This window comes from Tepidibacter sp. (assembly GCF_025210165.1).
In the GTDB taxonomy this organism is placed as follows: Bacteria; Bacillota; Clostridia; order Peptostreptococcales; family Peptostreptococcaceae; genus Tepidibacter_A.
Genome location: NZ_JAOASI010000082.1, coordinates 17,576 through 35,760 on the forward strand (window position 1 = coordinate 17,576; position 18,185 = coordinate 35,760).

The following is an 18,185-nucleotide window of genomic DNA, read 5'->3' on the forward strand; positions in this document are numbered from 1 at the left end:
ATAATAGTTATGGAGGACTATAATGTGGAAATATAGGACTAAATTTGTTAATATAGTTATTGTGTGTTTTTTATTTAATTTATTTACTATTAATTCTTTTGCTAGTATTAGTGTACCAGATTACTTGAAAATAGGACTTGAATATGGTAGCTCTGCATTACCAAAGGTTGATTTGAGCTCTAGTAGTGGATTTGAAATTGGAATTTTAAAAGAAGATAATATAGAAAAAATTATTGAAATTGATAAATCGAGCTTAACAGCAAAAAATGAGGAGTCTATATACTATATAAAAGTAGATCAGGATTATGATGATATACAACAAGCTTTAAATGCTGTACAGAGTTTAGAAGATAAGGATATAGATTCTTTTATATTTTATGATGGTAACTTTAAAATATATATAGGCAATTATTTAGATCAAGACCTAGCTCAAAATCATAAAGATGAAATATCAGATGATTTATCTGATTTTAGTCTTGAAGTCGTCAGCTCTGATTACAATTTTGTTCAGATTATGGATGATGATGATATAGTTTTTATGTATGATTCTAATGAAGAAGTATGTATATATTCTAAAGACGGTATAACAGGAATTAATAATAAAAAGTATAGAGGAAGTGTTTTATTTAAGAGAAGTGACAATAATAATATGACTGTTATAAATAGAGTTGGACTTGATGAATACTTATATGGAGTAGTACCTAGAGAAATGTCTGGAAGCTGGCCAATAGAGGCTCTTAAGGCTCAAGCGATAGCTGCAAGAAATTATGCTATAATGAATATGGGAAAATATAAAAAGTATGGCTTTGATTTGACTGATGATACATTTTCACAGGTATATGGTGGATATACTTCTGAACATTCAAATAGTAATAGAGCGGTAGATGAAACTAGGGGTCAAATTATGGTATATAATGGACGTGTTGTAAGCGCTCTTTACCATTCTAATAGTGGAGGTAAAACAGACGATTCTGAAAATGTATGGTCTAACAAGGTTTCTTATTTAAGAGGTGTTGAAGATAAATATTCTTTAGGTTATCCTAATGATAATTGGTCTGTTGTTATGACTAAGGAAGATATCAAAACCAAGCTATTAGAGGATAATGTAGATATAGGAACAGTAACTGGTATTAAGATAGAGGAACTATCTAGAAATGATAGAGTTATAAAACTTAAGTTTATAGGAAGCAGTGGTGAAAAGGAGTATACTAAAAATTCCACAAGAACTATTCTTGGTCTTAAAAGCAACTATTATAATATAGTGAAGGGGCAAGATTCTGGTGGCAATGATATATTCTATATTTATTCGACCGATAAAAATGAAGAAAAAAGAAGCTTATCAAATATGTATGCTATAACAAGTGATGGAATTAAAGATATAAGTAATAATACTAATATTTATTTAATGGGCAATAATGATACCAGACAATTAAATTTAGGTAGTGTTGTTTCAGATGAATACACAATTAATGGACATGGATGGGGACATGGACTTGGAATGAGTCAATGGGGAGCAAAATCTATGGCAGAACAAGGATTCTCATATGAAGATATATTAAAGCATTATTATACAGGAATAGAAATACAAAGGTAGAAAGGACGTTTAAATTTGAAAACTAGCGATTTTAATTTTGATTTACCAGAAGAATTAATAGCTCAGGTTCCTCTTCAAAAAAGAGATGAATCAAGACTCATGCTATTAAATAAAGAAACAGGAGAAATAGAACATAAAATTTTTAAAAATATAATAGATTATTTAAAGGAAGGAGATTGTCTAGTTCTTAATAATACAAGAGTTCTTCCAGCAAGACTTATAGGAGAAAAACTAGAAACTAAAGGGAAAATTGAATTTTTGCTTTTAAAGAGAATAGAATTAGATACATGGCAGGTTCTTGTAAAGCCAGGAAAAAGAGCAAAGATAGGTACTAAATTCTCTTTTGGAGATAAGCTTATAGCTACAGTTGTAGATATGGCAGAAGAGGGCTCTAGAATAGTTAAATTTGAATATGATGGAGTATTTGAAGAAATTTTAGACGAGCTTGGAAGTATGCCACTTCCTCCTTATATAACAGAAAAACTAGAGGATAGAGAAAGATATCAAACTGTTTATTCAAAGCATGATGGATCAGCAGCAGCGCCTACAGCAGGACTTCATTTTACTGAGGAATTATTACAAAAGATAAAAGATAAAGGTGTTGAGATTGCATTTGTAATACTACATGTAGGTCTTGGAACCTTTAGACCTGTAAAGGTTGACAATGTACTTGATCATAAAATGCATAGTGAGTTTTATATGGTAGATAAAGAACAAGCTGATAAAATCAACAAATGCAAAAAAAATGGAGGAAGAGTAATACCTGTTGGAACTACTAGCTGTAGAACTCTTGAGTCAGTTATAAGTGAAGATGGATTATTAAAAGAGCAAAGTGGGTGGACAGAAATATTTATATATCCTGGATATGAATTTAAGGTAGTAGATGCTCTTATAACTAATTTCCATTTACCTGAATCAACTCTTATAATGCTTGTTGGAGCATTAACTGGAAAAGAAAATATATTAAATGCATATAAAGTAGCTGTAGATGAAAAATATAGATTCTTTAGCTTTGGAGATGCAATGTTTATAAAATAATAATTTGAGGTGATACAATGGATAAAAAGTCAGCAAAGAGAATTATCTTAAAAGTTAGTCATGTTTTTGAGATTGTATTAGCCTTAATAATATTAGTGAAGGTATTGTTGGGTGCTATAGATTTAACTAAGGTTATATGGTCTTCTTATTTAGGTGATGCGCTAGATCCTATTGCTTACCATTCAGTTGAAGCGATACTTGGACATGCTCTTGCATTAGTTATAGGGGTAGAACTTGTTATAATGCTTACTCTGCATACTCCAGAGAGTGTAATAGATGTTTTATTATATGCTATAGCTAGAAAGCTTTTATTAATACCAAAAGAAAAGGGAATGATAGAAGCCTTTATAGGAATATGCACTATAGCTGGTTTATTTGCTATTAAAAAATATTTATTTACTGATAAGGATATGAATAAACATGATGAAAAATTAAATTCTTAAATTAATTATATGAAGGGAAGAAATTAAATGTCAGCAATAAGATATGAACACATAAAAACTTGCAAACAAAGTGGAGCAAGACTTGGAAGAATACACACTCCACATGGTATAATTGAAACTCCTATATTCATGCCTGTTGGAACTCAAGCAACAGTAAAGTCTATGACTCCGGAGGAATTAAAAGAAATTAATTCACAAATTATATTAAGTAATACATATCATCTTTATATGAGACCAGGACATGAGCTTGTAAAAGAAGCTGGAGGTCTTCATGAATTTATGAACTGGGATAGACCTATACTTACAGATAGTGGTGGATTTCAGGTGTTCAGCTTAGGACCACTTAGAAAAATAACAGAAGAAGGTGTAGAATTTAGATCTCACATAGATGGGTCTAAACATTTTTTAAGTCCAGAAAAGGTTATGGAAATAGAAAATGCTCTAGGTGCAGATATAATGATGGCATTTGATGAATGTGCTCCGTACCCTGCAAGTAGAGATTATGTTAAGAATTCCTTAGAAAGAACAACAAGATGGGCTAAAAGATGTAAAGAAGCTCATAAGAATACAGAAAACCAAGCTTTATTTGGGATAGTTCAAGGTGGTATGTACAAAGATTTAAGAGAACAATCAGCAAAAGAAATAATGGAACTTGATTTTCCGGGATATGCAGTAGGGGGATTAAGCGTTGGAGAGCCTAAAGAGTTAATGTATGAAGTATTAGAATATACAACACCTCTTTTACCAGAGGATAAGCCTAGATATTTAATGGGAGTTGGAAGCCCAGATGCATTAATAGAAGGAGCTATAAGAGGTATAGATATGTTTGACTGTGTACTTCCTACTAGAATAGCTAGAAATGGTACAGCTATGACTAGTCAAGGAAAAGTTGTAGTTAGAAATGCAAAATATGCTAAAGATTTTACTCCAATTGATCCTGAATGTGATTGTTATGCTTGCAAAAACTATACAAGAGCTTATATAAGACACCTTGTCAAAGCAAATGAGATACTAGCTTCAAGACTTATAACTACTCATAACTTACATTTCTTACTTAAATTAATGGAAAATGTAAGACAAGCAATAAGAGAAGATAGACTGTTAGACTTTAGAGAAGAATTTTTCACTAAATATGGATATGAACTATAAAAAAATATAATATATTATAAAAAGGAGGAGTTAGAATGTCTGCAAATGTAGTAAATATAGTTATGACTGTTGGTTTTATAGTTGTATTTTATTTTTTACTTATAAGACCTCAACAGAAAAAAGATAAGCAACTAAAAGAAATGAGATCAAGTCTTAAGGTTGGAGATGAAGTGGTTACAATAGGAGGACTTGTTGGGAAAATATTTAGTATATCAGAAGAAATGATTACAGTTGAAGTTGGAGGAGATAGAACTAAGCTTCACGTTGAAAAATGGGCTATAGGAAAAGTTAAAAATAAGTAATTTAAATACCTTCTTGCGAATATAATTTTATAAAAAGCAAGGAGGTGTTTTTTTTGAAAAGAGCCACATATTTTTTAAAAGCTTTAGGTTATTCATATTTAATTACTATCGTACTTGTTCTTATTTATAATTTAGTTTTAACGTATACTTCTGTATCCGTTTCTACAATGCCACTTATGACATCTATTATAGTAACTTTAGGTATTGCATGTGCAGGTTTTTATATTGGGTACAAAAATGGATCGGATGGATTTTTATACGGTATATTAGCTGGGGCTTTATATGTATTATTCATGATAATCATGTATTTTCTAGCAAATGAAAATTTTAAATTTGAAATGAATATGTTATATAAAATGCTTCTTAATACATTAACAGGTGGAATCGGTGGGATTATAGGTGTTAATATGAAAAAAGATTGATTTATGGCAGAATTATGATATAATCAATAAGGAATCTTTATTATTAGGAGGGAGTACTTATGAAGCACGTGAAAACACTGTCAAAAGCAACTTTAAAGAAAAGTGCTGAAAAAGGTGGATGTGGAGAATGCCAAACTTCATGCCAATCAGCTTGTAAAACTTCTTGTACAGTAGCAAATCAAGAATGTGAAAGATAATTATACATATTTTAGCAGCATAACTTCTTTATGAAGGTATGCTGCTTTTTCCTTTTCTTAATTAACATTTTAGCTGATATTGATTAATTATTAAAAGTTTGGTAATATGAAAGATGGGCATTTTACTTAGGAGGTTCATATAGATGGGTATGATACATAAATTTTCGTTAAATGGAATTAATATAGCTCTAGATGTAAACAGTGGAGCTGTTCATGTTTTAGACAATGAAGCATATGATATTTTGGATTATTATAAGGACAAGAATATAGATGAAATATCGGATATTCTAAAGGACAAGTATTCAAATGAAAAGATAGTTGAAGCATATAATGAGATGAAAACTTTAGAAAAAGAGGGACTTTTATATTCAATTGATGAATATGAATATCATCCAAGTTTTGTAAATAGAAAGCCTGTTGTTAAAGCCTTATGCTTGCATATGGCTCATGATTGTAATCTAAAGTGTAAATACTGCTTTGCATCTCAAGGAGATTTCGGCGGAGAGAGAAAGCTTATGAGTTATGAAGTAGGTAAAAAATCATTAGATTATTTACTTGAAAACTCAGGAAATAGAAAAAATTTAGAAGTAGACTTCTTTGGTGGAGAGCCTTTAATGAACTGGGAAGTAGTGAAAAAACTTGTCGAGTATGGAAATGAAAAAGCCAAAGAAAAAGGTAAGTTATTTAGATTTACTATTACTACTAATGGTCTTTTGTTAGATGATGAAAAAATTGAATATATTAATGAACATATGCATAATGTAGTGCTAAGCCTTGATGGAAGAAAAGAGATAAACGATGAAATGAGACCTACTTTAAACAATAAGGGCAGCTATGATATTATAGTTCCTAAGTTTAAAAAATTAATAGATAGTAGAGATAAGAATAAATACTACTATGTAAGGGGAACATTTACTAGAGATAACTTAGATTTCTCAAAAGATGTACTTCATTTTGCAGATTTAGGGTTTGACTTAACTTCTGTTGAGCCTGTTGTAGACAGTGATGATAATCCATATGCATTAAAAGAAGAAGATATACCTAAAATATTTAAAGAGTATGAAAAATTAGCAGTAGAATATGCCAATAGAAAAATAAAAGGTGATAATTTCACATTCTTCCATTATATGATAGACTTAAATCAAGGACCTTGTGTTATTAAAAGGCTTACTGGATGTGGTGCAGGATGTGAATATATGGCTGTAACACCAGAAGGTGATTTGTATCCTTGTCATCAGTTTGTTGGAAACGAAGACTTTAAGCTAGGAAGTATACTAGATGAAAAATTAATTATACCTAGAGATATACAACTTAAATTTCAAAATGCTCATGTATATGCAAAAGAAGAGTGTAGAAACTGTTGGGCTAAGTTCTATTGTTCAGGAGGATGTCATGCTAATGCACATAATTTTAATAATGATATATTAAAGCCTTATGAGTTAGGATGTCAGATGCAAAGAAAGCGTACAGAATGTGCAATTATGATTAAAGCTAAAATTATGTTGGAGGGCAGCAAAGATGATTAAGGAGTATGATGGGGAAAAACCTGAAATTCCTCATAGTTGTTTCATAGCAGAAAGTGCAGATGTTATAGGAAATGTAAAAATGGGAAAGAATACAAATGTGTGGTATAACTGTGTATTAAGAGGCGATGAAAATAAGATAATAATAGGTGAAAATACTAATATACAAGATGGTACTGTAGTTCATATAAGCAAAGAAAACAAAACAGAGATAGGAAACTATGTTACAATTGGACATAAAGCAACTATACATGCTTGTAAAATAGGAAATTATAGCTTAATGGGCATGGGGGCTATAATCTTAGATGGAGCTGAAATAGGGGACTATACATTAATTGGAGCAGGAAGTTTAGTTCCTCCTAATAAAAAAATTCCATCAGGTGTACTTGCTTATGGGAACCCTATTAAGGTTATAAGGGAGCTGACTCAAGAAGAAAGAAATTCCCTAGAAAAATCTGCAATAGATTATGTAAAATATGCTAAAAAGCACAAATAGGTTTGGGGGTACATTTATGAAACTTAAAAATTTATCGAAATTCATTAGTTTGTTTATTATTATTGTATTTTTTGCTTATGCAGCAATAAGTGGAGTTAACATAGGTGAATTTAATATTGATCCTATGCAAAATTCAATAAAACAAGGATTGGATTTACAAGGTGGGGTGTTCGTAGTTTACGAAGCTCAAACAGATGAAACAGGAGAAGAACTTAACAAAATTTTAGATCAAACTATAGAGGTATTTAGAAAACGTATAGATGGTATGGGTGTTTCTGAGCCGGTTATAGTTAAAGAAGGCGAGAAAAGAATAAGAATAGAGCTTCCAGGTGTTAAAAATGCAAAAGATGCAATGGATGCTATAGGAAAAACAGCACAACTTAAATTTTTGAAAGAAGATGGAACTGTAGTTGTAACTGGTAAAGAAGTTAAAACTTCAGAGGTTAGGTTTGATTCAAAAAATAATCAACCTATAGTTTCTCTAGAATTTAATAGCGAAGGAGCTAAAAAGTTTGCAGATGCAACTGAAGAACTAGCACCTACAGGTTCTTCAATAGTTATAGTTCTTGATGATGAGGTTATCTCAGCTCCAAGAGTTAATCAAAGAATTCCAGATGGACAAGCTACGATAAGTGGTAACTTTACAGTTGAGAGTGCAGCAGAACTTTCTAACCTGATAAGAGCTGGAGCGCTTCCAGTAGAATTTAAAGAAGTTCAAACATCTACAGTTACGGCAAGTCTTGGAGAAGATGCTCTTAAAAAGAGTGTAAAGGGAGCAGCAATAGGAATACTATTAGTAATGCTTTATATGTTGTTTTACTATAGACTTCCAGGACTTATTGCGGATATAGCTCTTACAGCTTATATTCTAATAATCATGTATATATACGCACAAATGGAGGTAACACTTACTCTTCCAGGAATAGCTGCACTTATATTATCAGTAGGTATGGCAGTTGATGCGAATGTAATAATATTTGAAAGAATAAAAGAAGAAATTAGAAATGGAAAATCTCTTAGAGCATCTATTGATTCTGGATTTTCAAAGGCACTTGGAACTATAATGGATTCGAATGTAACGACATTTATAGCAGGTACTGTACTATTTAACTTTGGAACTGGACCTATAAGAGGATTTGCTCTTACCTTAATGATAGGTATAATAGCATCTTTCTTTACAGCTATAATTATTACGAAGACGTTAATGAAATCATTAGTCCATGCCAATATAATAAAAAACAAAAAGTTTTTTGGAGCTTAGGGGGGAATAATATGAAGATAATAGAAAAAACGAAGTTATGGTTTGGATTATCCCTTGCTATTATGGCTATAGGACTTGTAATAATACTTACAACTGGACTTAACTTTGGAATAGATTTTACAGGTGGAACATTAATGGAAATAAAACTTCACAAAGCTGTTTTAACTGAAGATATAAGAACTGTAACAAATGAATACGATAAAGATATGTCTATAAACTTTATAGGAGAAAAGAAAGAGATTGTTCAAATAAAGACAAAGAAAGATTTCAATTCAAAGAAAAGACAAGAAGTATTTAATAAATTTAAAGAAAAATACAATTTAGAGGAAACTCAACCTGAAAAGGCAGAACAATTTGGAGCTACAGTTGGTAATGAAATAAGAAACAATGCTATCATATCAACATTAATAGCTGCTGTGGGTATGCTTATATATGTAAGTGTTAGATTTGAGTTTTCATATGGTATAGCGTCTATAATAGCACTTGTACACGATGTTCTTATACTAATATGCGCTTATGCTGCATTTAGAGTACCTGTTAATGGACCATTTGTTGCAGCAGTTCTTACTGTTGTTGGGTACTCTATAAATGATACAATAGTTGTATTTGATAGAATAAGAGAAAATATGAAGCTTGCTAAGAAAGGTGAGTATGCAAATATTGCAAATCAAAGCATATCTCAAACTATATCAAGATCTATTAATACATCTCTTACTACATTAATAGCTATAATATCGCTTTATGTAATAGGAGTTGAATCCATTAAAGATTTTACACTTCCTTTAATAGTTGGAATGGCAGCTGGAACATATTCATCTATATTCATAGCCAGCCCAGCATGGGTTTTGATTAAGGAAAAGACTAAATTTTAGCATAAGAAGATACTGATTTTAAGCCTCATATTATTTCAACATAATATGGGGCTTTTTACTAAGTACAAAATTATACCCATTGAAATACCGATACTTAGTTAATATTTTAATACAACTACAGATTCTGATTTATAAAACATCCTAAAAGTTCTAAACTCCCTACGGTCAGACAACGAACTTTCTTAACGGATATTTTAACATCATAATCTAAGTTGTATAGTAAAATATTAACTAAAAGTATCTAACATTTAAATGGGTATAATTTTTAAGTGTAGGATATTTTCGACTATTTTTAAGCAACGGAGCCCGTAGGGATCGTTGGCGACATGAGTCACCGCGTTAGCGAGTAGACGAATTTTGGTGAGAGGTGTTCTTATGATAAAAACAGGCTATAGAAATTTAAAAAGATCTAGAAGCATAGTACAAGTATTATTAAAGTATGGTTTTAGTTTTGTTGTGGAGAAATTGAAGATAGATGGAATAGCTTATAAAATGCCATTAACACCTAATAAAGAAATACAGAATATGAGTACCGGAGAAAGAGTAAGAAGAGCTATTGAGGAGCTTGGACCAACGTTTGTAAAACTGGGTCAAATAATGAGTACTAGAACTGACTTATTAGACCCAGATATAATAGAAGAATTATCAAAACTTCAAAATAATGTTAAAAGTTTTGATATAAAAGAAGCTAGAGACACTTTTGTGAGTGAGATTGGGGTTGAAATTGAAGAAGCATTTGATGATTTTAATGAAATTCCTGTAGGTTCAGCTTCTATAGGGCAGGCATATGTAGCCAAGCTAAAAAATGGTAAAGATGTAATAGTTAAAATACAAAGGCCTAATATAGAAAGTATTATAAAATCTGATTTAGAGATGCTTCATCTTATTGGAAAAGTAATAGAAGAATATTATAAGGAAACAGTAGTTGATTTTAGTGAGGTTATAGAAGAATTTTCTATTACTATAATGAGAGAGCTTGACTATACATTTGAATCTAGAAACTGTGAAAAATTTAGAGAAATATTTAAGAATGACACTCATGTGTATATTCCCAAAATATATTGGGATATGTCATCTAAGAAAGTTCTTGTAATGGAAAAAATAAATGGAATAAGTGTAAGTGATATGAATTCTATAAAAAGCATGGGATGGGATACCAAAGAAATTGCTAATGTAGGAGCTATGTCATTTATGAAGCAGGTTTTTTTTCATGGATTCTTTCATGCAGATCCTCATCCTGGTAATATATTCGCAATAGGTAAGGGGAAAATAGCTTTTATAGATTTTGGAATAGTTGGATTAATAGATAACATAACATTGAATTTTATAACAGATATATTCTTTGCAAGTATAAATAAAGATATAGATAAAATAATAGATTCTTTAGTAGAACTTGATGCTATAAGTGAGGATACAAATGTACGAAAATTAAGAGAAGAAATAAGCTTTTTTATACATTATTATTACGATATGCCTATTAAATTGATAAATATAACAGAAATACTGAATGAGTTTATGCGATTTAGCAGAAAGAACAAAGTAAAGCTACCTTCTCAATTTTCGCTTTTAGCAAGAGCTATAGTAACTCTTGAAGGCACAGCTAAAAAATTAAATCCTGATTTTGCTTTATCTACAATAGTAAAAAACTTTATAAAAGAGTTTTATTTAAATAAGTTTAAGCCTGACAAGGTTTTATTGAAGTCAAAATCTTATATAGAACAAGCTCTTATTGACTTTAAAGTTATACCAAGACAGATAAAACTTCTTTTAAGGCATTTAGAAAAGAATGAAGTTAAATTTACTATAGATGAAATTAAATTTACGAATCTAGAAAAAGAAATAAATAATATGACCAATAAATTAGCTGTAAGTCTTATATTATCGTCTACAATAGTAGGATCATCTATGATTATAACTACAAAGACAGGACCAAGCATAAAGGGATATCCTATTTTAGGGATAGTTGGTTTTTTAATAGCAACTATAATGGGCATGTACTTGACAGTATCAATATTAATGACAGGTAGAAGTAAACGATAGATATACAGTGGTATGAAGGTAATTGGATATTGATAAATTTTATTTTACAATATATAATATAATTGTTATTTGTGACTTTTTATATCAAGATTTGAAGTAAATTTCATTATTATACGTATATAAGTCGCAAAATCAAACTCGATTGTATGGAATATTATAGTTTACTTATAGATTAGATATCATTAAATTGAGTATTAAGATATAGTTTTAGGGAGGAATAAATAATGAACTTGCAGGAAACAATAAGAAATATAAAGGATTTTCCAAAAGAAGGAATAGACTTCAAAGACATAACGACATTATTAAAAGATGGAAAAGCTTTTAAATATGCTGTAGATCAGATAATAGAGGATTTAAAGGATAAAAAAGTAGATGTAATAGTAGGACCTGAGGCTAGAGGATTTTTAATGGGAACTCCTGTTGCTTATGGAATGGGTATAGGTTTTGTACCAGTTAGAAAACCAGGGAAGTTACCATCAGAAACTGAACAGTTTGAATATGATTTAGAGTATGGAACTGATGTCCTTGAGATACATAAAGATGCTATAAAGCCTGGACAAAGGGTGGCTATAGTGGATGATCTTCTTGCAACTGGTGGAACTATGGGAGCTGCTGCAAAGCTTATTGAAAAATTAGGCGGAGAAGTAGTTGCTATGGAATTCTTAATAGAACTAGAGTTTTTAAATGGAAGAAGTAAATTAGACAAGTATAATATTAATTCTTTAATAACATATTAATAAATCAAATAGTTGGTAGTACTACCAACTATTTTAATATATAGAGTGAAACTAAATACATAAAGTGAAAATAGGGTGATTTTATGGTAGAAAATTTATTACTAAAAATACAGCAGTATAGCCCAAATAGCGATTTAGATTTAATAATAAAGGCTTATAATTTTGCAGAAAATGCTCATGAGGGTCAATATAGAAAATCAGGTGAAAAATACTTTATACATCCTGTAGAAGTTGCTTATATATTGGCTGATTTAGAAATGGATATATATACAATAGCAGCAGGTCTTATGCATGATGTAGTTGAAGATACACATTATACTTATGAGGATATTGCAAAAAAATTTGGAAGAGAAATAGCTGATCTTGTAGAGGGCGTAACTAAGCTTGGGCAAATAGAATACAAATCAAAAGAAGAAACTCAAGCCGAAAATCTTAGAAAAATGTTCATGGCTATGGCAAAGGATATAAGAGTTATACTTATAAAGCTTGCTGATAGACTACACAATATGAGAACTCTTAAATTTATGACTCCTGAAAAAGCAAAAGAAAAAGCAAAAGAAACTATGGAAATATACTCACCTATTGCACATAGATTAGGAATATCAAAAATAAAATGGGAACTTGAAGATATAGGACTTAGATATCTAGATATGCCTGGGTATTATGAGCTTGTTGAAAAGGTTGCAAAAAAGAGAAAAGAAAGAGAAGCTTATATAACTAAAGTTATAGATATATTACAAGAAAGATTCGAAAAATCAAATATTAAATGTGATATATATGGAAGACCAAAGCATTTTTATAGTATATATAGAAAGATGCACTATCAAAACAAGAGCTTTGAAGAAATATATGATTTGATGGCTATAAGAGCACTTGTTGAAAATGTAAAAGATTGCTATGCAGTACTTGGTATAGTTCATACTATATGGAAACCTATGCCTGGTAGATTTAAAGACTATATAGCTATGCCAAAACCTAATATGTATCAATCTCTTCATACTACTGTTGTAGGTCCTGATGGAGAACCTCTTGAAATCCAAATAAGAACTCGTGAAATGCATAAAATAGCAGAATACGGTATTGCAGCTCATTGGAAATACAAGCAAGGAGATACAGATAACAAAGAAGAGGATATGGATATAAAGCTTTCATGGCTTAGACAAATGATGGAATGGCAAAAAGACCTAAATGATCCTAAAGAGTTTATGGAAGCACTTAAGATAGATTTATTTACAAATCAGGTATTCGTATTTACACCAAGGGGAGATGTTATAGAACTTCCAGCAGGGTCTACTCCTATAGACTTTGCATATAGAGTTCATACTGGCGTTGGAAATAAGTGTATTGGAGCTAAGATAGATGGAAGGATAGTTCCTCTTGATTATAAACTTAAAAATGGAAATATAGTAGAAATTATAAGATCAAGTCACAGTAATGGCCCTAGCCGAGATTGGATTAATATAGTTAAGACTTCTCATGCTAAAAATAGGATAAGACAGTGGTTCAAAAAAGAAAGAAGAGAAGAAAATATTCAAAGAGGAAGGGATTTACTTGAAAAAGAAGTTAAAAAACAAGGATACGTTTTAAGTGAATTCTTAAAAAATAAGAACATAAATGCTATATCTAAAAAATTTAATCAACCTACTGATGAGGATTTATATGCAACTATTGGATATGGAGGTCTTATAGTATCTCAAGTTATGTCAAAGTTGAGAGAATTATATGAAAAAGATAATAAAAAACAAACTATAGAGACTAAAATCGAAGAAAGTATAAATGAAAAAGAATATAAAAGCAGAAGAAGAACAAGTAGCCAAGGTGTTGTTGTAAAAGATGTTGACAATATATTAGTTAGAATAGCAAGGTGCTGTAACCCACTGCCAGGAGATGATATAATTGGTTATATAACTAAAGGTAGAGGGGTTTCTGTTCATAGGAAGGATTGTCCTAATATAGATATAAATGATACTGATAAAGCTAATAGGTCTATTGAAGTTGAATGGGATTTAGATAAAAAAGTAAGGTTTGAAGCTGAAATACAGGTCAAATCACATGATAGAAGTGGAATTATTAGTGAAATAACTCATGTGTTTACAGTGGACAAGATATCTTTAAATGGAATAAATGCTAGAACCAATAAAGATAAACTTGTCAATATGAGTTTGTTGCTTGAAATTGATAGTATACAAGAACTTAATAATTTAATGAAAAAAGTTAAAAATATACCAGGTGTTATAGACGTATATAGAGTTATAAATTAAAGGGGATGTTTAAAGTGAGAGCTGTTGTTCAAAGAGTTTCAAGTTCGAGTGTAACTGTTGATAAAGAGGTAATTGGAAAGATAGATAAAGGAATTATGGTTTTATTAGGAATAAATGATGATGATAATTCAAAGGATATAGATTATTTGGTTGATAAGATTGTTAATCTTAGAATATTTGAAGATGAAAATGAAAAGATGAATTTATCTTTATTGGATATAAAAGGTGAACTTTTAGTTGTATCTCAGTTTACTCTTTATGGAGATTGTAGAAAAGGTAGAAGACCTAATTTTACAGATGCAGCAAAGCCTGATAAGGCTATACCTTTGTATGAAGAATTTATAGATAAGGCTAAAAATTATAAATTAAAAGTTCAAACAGGTAAGTTTGGGGCTCATATGAACGTTGATATTATGAATGATGGTCCTGTAACTCTTTTAATAGATTCAAAGAAGAATTTCTAAGGGGGAATTTTTGTGTTTTTAGAAAAGATAGTAGCTGGAGTATATGGTGTGAATTGTTATATATTAGGAGATGATGAAACTAAAAAGTGTGCAGTAATAGATCCAGGTGGAGATTGTGATGGAATATTAAATATTATAAAAAAGAACGAATTAAACTTAGAATATATAATACTTACGCATGGTCATGCAGATCATATAGGTGCAGTTAAAGAATTAAAAGAAAAAACTAATTCTACTGTATTAGCACATAAAGAAGAAGAAATAGTATTAACTAATAGTCAAAATAATTTAACTTATATGATGGGTGGAAGTATAGAAATTGAAGCTGATAGATATTTAAATGATGAACAAAGTATAGAACTTGGCAATCTTAACCTTCAAACAATTCATACTCCAGGACACACTCTAGGAGGCATGTGTATAAAAGTAGAAGACTGCTTATTTACAGGAGATACATTATTTAGATCATCTATAGGAAGAACAGATTTATTTGGTGGAGATTATGACAAAATAATAGAGTCTGTAAATAGATTATCTAAGTTAGATGATAAATTAAAAGTATTTCCAGGTCATGGACCTGCAAGTACTGTAGAGACAGAAAAAGCAAAAAATCCATATATTAAGAGATAAGAGAAAGGTTAAGGCGAGAATTTAATGCTTAGTGTATTTTTAAAGAATCACGACTATAAGTATGAAGTTAGCGAATTATTAAAACTATTTACATCTCAATTTAAATTTGTAGAAAATGATGATTTAAAAGACAATATATTAATTAATGAGGTAGATGTAAAAGACAATTTAATAATATCTAAAACTTATTTTTATCAAAACAATAAGCTTGCCCTACATTATGAAGAAGAAGGCTTGATAGATAAATCAGACTATGATGATAAAACAATAAGAAAAGAAAGTAAAATTGTAATAAAAAGAAGTATATTTAAGGTTTTAAGTAAGGTATATAAGTCATTCGTTCCGTGGGGAATTTTAACAGGAATTAGACCTACAAAAATAGTACATGAACTTATGGATGAGGAAAAATCTAAAAAGGATATAGAGGATATATTGAAGAATAAATATCAGATGGATTATAGCAAAATAAATCTTGCATACAATATAGCATGTGTTGAAAGAAAATTTGTATATCCTATAGATGAAAATAAAATAGCTTTGTATATAAGTATACCATTTTGCCCAACAAGATGTGTATACTGCTCTTTTCCTTCAAATACACTAAAACAATGGGGACATCTTAAGAAAGAATATTTAAAGTGTCTTATAAAAGAGATACAAGGAGTATCTGAGTTAGTTAAAAAGACTAATAAAGAAATTGAAACTGTATATATAGGAGGAGGAACTCCAACTACTCTTGACGCAAAGGAACTTTCTTTACTTATAGATAGCTTATATGAAAATTTTGATTTAAGCAAAATGAAGGAATTCACAGTTGAAGCTGGAAGAGTAGATACTATAACAAAAGAAAAATTAGAAGTTCTTAAAGAAAAGTCGGTTTCAAGAATAAGCATTAATCCTCAAACTATGAATGAGAACACTTTAAAAGAAATAGGAAGAACTCATAGTGTAGAAGATATAAAAAATTGTTTTTATATGGCTAGAGAAATTGGATTTGACAATATAAATATGGATATTATTTTGGGACTTCCAAAAGAAACTCCTGAAATGGTTGAAAATACTTTAAAGGAAATCTTAAAGCTAGACCCTGAAAGCTTGACTGTTCATACTATGGCAATAAAAAGAGCATCAACTCTTAATGAAAACATAGAAGATTATGAATTTAGTCATTATATGGACATGGTTAAGATGATAGATATCTCTATGGAATATGCTTATAAAATGAATCTAATACCGTATTATATGTATAGACAAAAGCATATGCTTGGAAATCTTGAGAATATAGGATATGCTAAGAAGGGGTTTGAATGTATATATAATATCCAAATAATGGAAGAAAAGCAGACTATATATGCTTTGGGAGCAGGAGCTAATTCGAAAGTAGTATATATAGATGAAAATAGAATTGAGCGAGTTGCTAATGTCAAAAACATAGAACATTATATAAATAGAGTTGATGAAATGATTAAGAGAAAAGAAGAGGAGGTTTTAAAAGATGCCGATTAAAGCGCCAAGAGGAACTAAGGATGTATTACCTAAAGACTCTTATAAATGGACTTATGTAGAAAATCTATTTAGAGAGGTATGCTCTTTATTTGGATATAATGAAATAAGAACTCCTGTATTTGAAAGTACAGATCTTTTCAAAAGAGGAGTTGGAGAGACTACTGATATAGTTCAAAAGGAAATGTATTCATTTAAGGATAATGGAGGAAGAGATATAACTTTAAAACCAGAAGGAACAGCTGGTGCTGTTAGAGCTTTTATTGAAAATAAGCTTTATGCAGATGCTCAACCTTCAAAGTTATTTTATATAACTCCATGCTTTAGATATGAAAGACCACAAGCTGGAAGAATGAGACAGTTCCATCAGTTTGGAATTGAAGCATTTGGGAGTGAATCAGCTTCTATAGATGCTGAGGTTATGGCACTTGCTATGGAGTTTTTCAAAAGAGTAGGACTTGAAAAATTAGAACTTAGAATAAACTCTGTAGGTTGTCCTAAATGTAGAAATGAATATAATACAAAATTAAGAGGATATTTAAAAGAAAAGCTAGACACATTATGTAATACTTGTCAAACTAGATACGAAAAAAACCCTCTTAGAATACTTGATTGCAAGAATGAAGATTGTCAAAGTCAAATAAAGGATGCTCCTTTAATGATAGATAATATATGTGGGGACTGTAAAGATCACTTTGAAAAAGTAAAGGTGTACTTAGAAAGTATGGGTATAAACTATGTTGTAGATCCTAAGATAGTTAGAGGGCTTGACTATTATACTAAGACTGCTTTTGAAATAATATCACAAGATATAGGAGCTCAAAGTACTGTATGTGGTGGAGGAAGATATGATGGACTTGTAGAGCAATTAGAGGGTCCAAAAACTCCAGGTATAGGATTTGGTATGGGTATAGAGAGACTTTTATTAACTCTTGAAAACAATAATATAGAAATACCTAAAGAAGATGGAATAGATATATTCGTAGTTACAATTGGAGAAAAAGCCGAGGTAGAGAGCTTTAAAATTATAAAGTCTTTAAGAGAAAATAACATATCTTGCGATAAAGACCATGTAGGTAAGAGTGTAAAGGCACAATTTAAATATTCTGATAAAATCAATGCTAAGTATACTATAGTACTTGGTGATGATGAAATAGAAAAAGATTTAGCAACACTTAAAAATATGAAAACATCAGAACAAACAGAGATAAAATTAAGCGAAATAGCAGATGTACTAAAAAACATGATTTAAG

18 protein-coding genes are annotated in these 18,185 nt (G+C 30.2%); all 18 read left to right on the plus strand.

Translation table 11 applies throughout. The annotated features are described in order from the left end of the window. The first annotated feature begins 22 nt into the window (after positions 1-22). The 18 genes from N4A48_RS14170 to hisS all read left to right on the plus strand — a co-directional run bounded on the left by N4A48_RS14170 (position 23) and on the right by hisS (position 18,184). The gene (locus N4A48_RS14170; RefSeq protein WP_293667006.1) at positions 23-1,594 is read left to right on the plus strand and encodes a SpoIID/LytB domain-containing protein; all 1,572 of its coding nucleotides are present in this window, start codon (positions 23-25) and stop codon (positions 1,592-1,594) included. A gap of 15 nt (positions 1,595-1,609) precedes the next feature. Beyond that, positions 1,610-2,632: a tRNA preQ1(34) S-adenosylmethionine ribosyltransferase-isomerase QueA gene (gene queA, locus N4A48_RS14175; RefSeq protein WP_293667008.1), complete on the plus strand. Its 1,023-nt coding sequence runs from the start codon at positions 1,610-1,612 to the stop codon at positions 2,630-2,632. 17 nt (positions 2,633-2,649) lie between these two features. Further along, positions 2,650-3,075 carry a phosphate-starvation-inducible PsiE family protein gene (locus tag N4A48_RS14180; RefSeq protein ID WP_293667009.1) on the plus strand — a complete coding sequence of 142 codons (426 nt, stop codon included), beginning with the start codon at positions 2,650-2,652 and terminating at the stop codon, positions 3,073-3,075. Positions 3,076-3,102: 27 nt separating this feature from the next. Beyond that, positions 3,103-4,224: a tRNA guanosine(34) transglycosylase Tgt gene (gene tgt, locus N4A48_RS14185; RefSeq protein WP_293667011.1), complete on the plus strand. Its 1,122-nt coding sequence runs from the start codon at positions 3,103-3,105 to the stop codon at positions 4,222-4,224. Between the two features lie 35 nt (positions 4,225-4,259). Next, positions 4,260-4,526, plus strand: coding sequence for a preprotein translocase subunit YajC (gene yajC, locus N4A48_RS14190; protein WP_293667013.1), 267 nt, complete (start codon positions 4,260-4,262; stop codon positions 4,524-4,526). 53 nt (positions 4,527-4,579) lie between these two features. Beyond that, the gene (locus N4A48_RS14195) at positions 4,580-4,948 is read left to right on the plus strand and encodes a TIGR04086 family membrane protein (protein WP_293667014.1); all 369 of its coding nucleotides are present in this window, start codon (positions 4,580-4,582) and stop codon (positions 4,946-4,948) included. Between the two features lie 59 nt (positions 4,949-5,007). Beyond that, positions 5,008-5,145 carry a six-cysteine ranthipeptide SCIFF gene (gene scfA, locus N4A48_RS14200; RefSeq protein ID WP_072888016.1) on the plus strand — a complete coding sequence of 46 codons (138 nt, stop codon included), beginning with the start codon at positions 5,008-5,010 and terminating at the stop codon, positions 5,143-5,145. A gap of 143 nt (positions 5,146-5,288) precedes the next feature. Continuing rightward, the gene (gene scfB, locus N4A48_RS14205) at positions 5,289-6,671 is read left to right on the plus strand and encodes a thioether cross-link-forming SCIFF peptide maturase (RefSeq protein WP_293667022.1); all 1,383 of its coding nucleotides are present in this window, start codon (positions 5,289-5,291) and stop codon (positions 6,669-6,671) included. Continuing rightward, positions 6,664-7,164: a gamma carbonic anhydrase family protein gene (locus N4A48_RS14210; protein WP_293667024.1), complete on the plus strand. Its 501-nt coding sequence runs from the start codon at positions 6,664-6,666 to the stop codon at positions 7,162-7,164. Before scfB ends, N4A48_RS14210 begins: the two co-directional genes overlap by 8 nt. A gap of 16 nt (positions 7,165-7,180) precedes the next feature. Then, positions 7,181-8,425, plus strand: coding sequence for a protein translocase subunit SecD (gene secD / locus N4A48_RS14215; protein ID WP_293667026.1), 1,245 nt, complete (start codon positions 7,181-7,183; stop codon positions 8,423-8,425). Positions 8,426-8,436: 11 nt separating this feature from the next. After that, positions 8,437-9,297 (plus strand): protein translocase subunit SecF, encoded by an 861-nt coding sequence (secF, locus tag N4A48_RS14220; RefSeq protein WP_293667028.1) that lies wholly within the window; start codon positions 8,437-8,439, stop codon positions 9,295-9,297. Positions 9,298-9,672: 375 nt separating this feature from the next. Continuing rightward, positions 9,673-11,337: an ABC1 kinase family protein gene (locus N4A48_RS14225; RefSeq protein WP_293667030.1), complete on the plus strand. Its 1,665-nt coding sequence runs from the start codon at positions 9,673-9,675 to the stop codon at positions 11,335-11,337. A gap of 224 nt (positions 11,338-11,561) precedes the next feature. Then, positions 11,562-12,074: an adenine phosphoribosyltransferase gene (locus tag N4A48_RS14230; protein WP_293667032.1), complete on the plus strand. Its 513-nt coding sequence runs from the start codon at positions 11,562-11,564 to the stop codon at positions 12,072-12,074. An 83-nt stretch (positions 12,075-12,157) separates the two neighbouring features. Next, positions 12,158-14,335: a RelA/SpoT family protein gene (locus N4A48_RS14235; RefSeq protein WP_293667034.1), complete on the plus strand. Its 2,178-nt coding sequence runs from the start codon at positions 12,158-12,160 to the stop codon at positions 14,333-14,335. Between the two features lie 14 nt (positions 14,336-14,349). Further along, entirely contained in the window at positions 14,350-14,799 is a 450-nt protein-coding gene (dtd, locus tag N4A48_RS14240) for a D-aminoacyl-tRNA deacylase (RefSeq protein WP_293667036.1), read from the plus strand. Between the two features lie 12 nt (positions 14,800-14,811). After that, a complete protein-coding gene (locus N4A48_RS14245; protein ID WP_293667038.1) occupies positions 14,812-15,429 on the plus strand; it encodes an MBL fold metallo-hydrolase in 618 nt (205 codons plus the stop codon). Positions 15,430-15,453: 24 nt separating this feature from the next. Beyond that, on the plus strand, positions 15,454-16,935 hold the full coding sequence (hemZ, locus tag N4A48_RS14250; protein WP_293667040.1) for a coproporphyrinogen dehydrogenase HemZ: 1,482 nt from the start codon (positions 15,454-15,456) through the stop codon (positions 16,933-16,935). Beyond that, the gene (gene hisS, locus N4A48_RS14255) at positions 16,925-18,184 is read left to right on the plus strand and encodes a histidine--tRNA ligase (protein ID WP_293667042.1); all 1,260 of its coding nucleotides are present in this window, start codon (positions 16,925-16,927) and stop codon (positions 18,182-18,184) included. The genes hemZ and hisS overlap by 11 nt, the downstream gene beginning before the upstream one ends. The last annotated feature ends 1 nt before the right edge of the window (position 18,185 follow it).

Excerpts from the sequence above, each read along its gene's own strand:
- N4A48_RS14170 (WP_293667006.1), top strand. The coding sequence starts at position 23 with ATGTGGAAATATAGGACTAAATTTGTTAATATAGTTATTGTGTGTTTT.
- secF (WP_293667028.1), top strand. The coding sequence starts at position 8,437 with ATGAAGATAATAGAAAAAACGAAGTTATGGTTTGGATTATCCCTTGCT.
- scfA (WP_072888016.1), top strand. The coding sequence starts at position 5,008 with ATGAAGCACGTGAAAACACTGTCAAAAGCAACTTTAAAGAAAAGTGCT.
- tgt (WP_293667011.1), top strand. The coding sequence starts at position 3,103 with ATGTCAGCAATAAGATATGAACACATAAAAACTTGCAAACAAAGTGGA.
- N4A48_RS14210 (WP_293667024.1), top strand. The coding sequence starts at position 6,664 with ATGATTAAGGAGTATGATGGGGAAAAACCTGAAATTCCTCATAGTTGT.
- secD (WP_293667026.1), top strand. The coding sequence starts at position 7,181 with ATGAAACTTAAAAATTTATCGAAATTCATTAGTTTGTTTATTATTATT.
- N4A48_RS14180 (WP_293667009.1), top strand. The coding sequence starts at position 2,650 with ATGGATAAAAAGTCAGCAAAGAGAATTATCTTAAAAGTTAGTCATGTT.
- yajC (WP_293667013.1), top strand. The coding sequence starts at position 4,260 with ATGTCTGCAAATGTAGTAAATATAGTTATGACTGTTGGTTTTATAGTT.
- N4A48_RS14235 (WP_293667034.1), top strand. The coding sequence starts at position 12,158 with ATGGTAGAAAATTTATTACTAAAAATACAGCAGTATAGCCCAAATAGC.
- N4A48_RS14230 (WP_293667032.1), top strand. The coding sequence starts at position 11,562 with ATGAACTTGCAGGAAACAATAAGAAATATAAAGGATTTTCCAAAAGAA.
- scfB (WP_293667022.1), top strand. The coding sequence starts at position 5,289 with ATGGGTATGATACATAAATTTTCGTTAAATGGAATTAATATAGCTCTA.
- hisS (WP_293667042.1), top strand. The coding sequence starts at position 16,925 with ATGCCGATTAAAGCGCCAAGAGGAACTAAGGATGTATTACCTAAAGAC.
- N4A48_RS14225 (WP_293667030.1), top strand. The coding sequence starts at position 9,673 with ATGATAAAAACAGGCTATAGAAATTTAAAAAGATCTAGAAGCATAGTA.
- hemZ (WP_293667040.1), top strand. The coding sequence starts at position 15,454 with ATGCTTAGTGTATTTTTAAAGAATCACGACTATAAGTATGAAGTTAGC.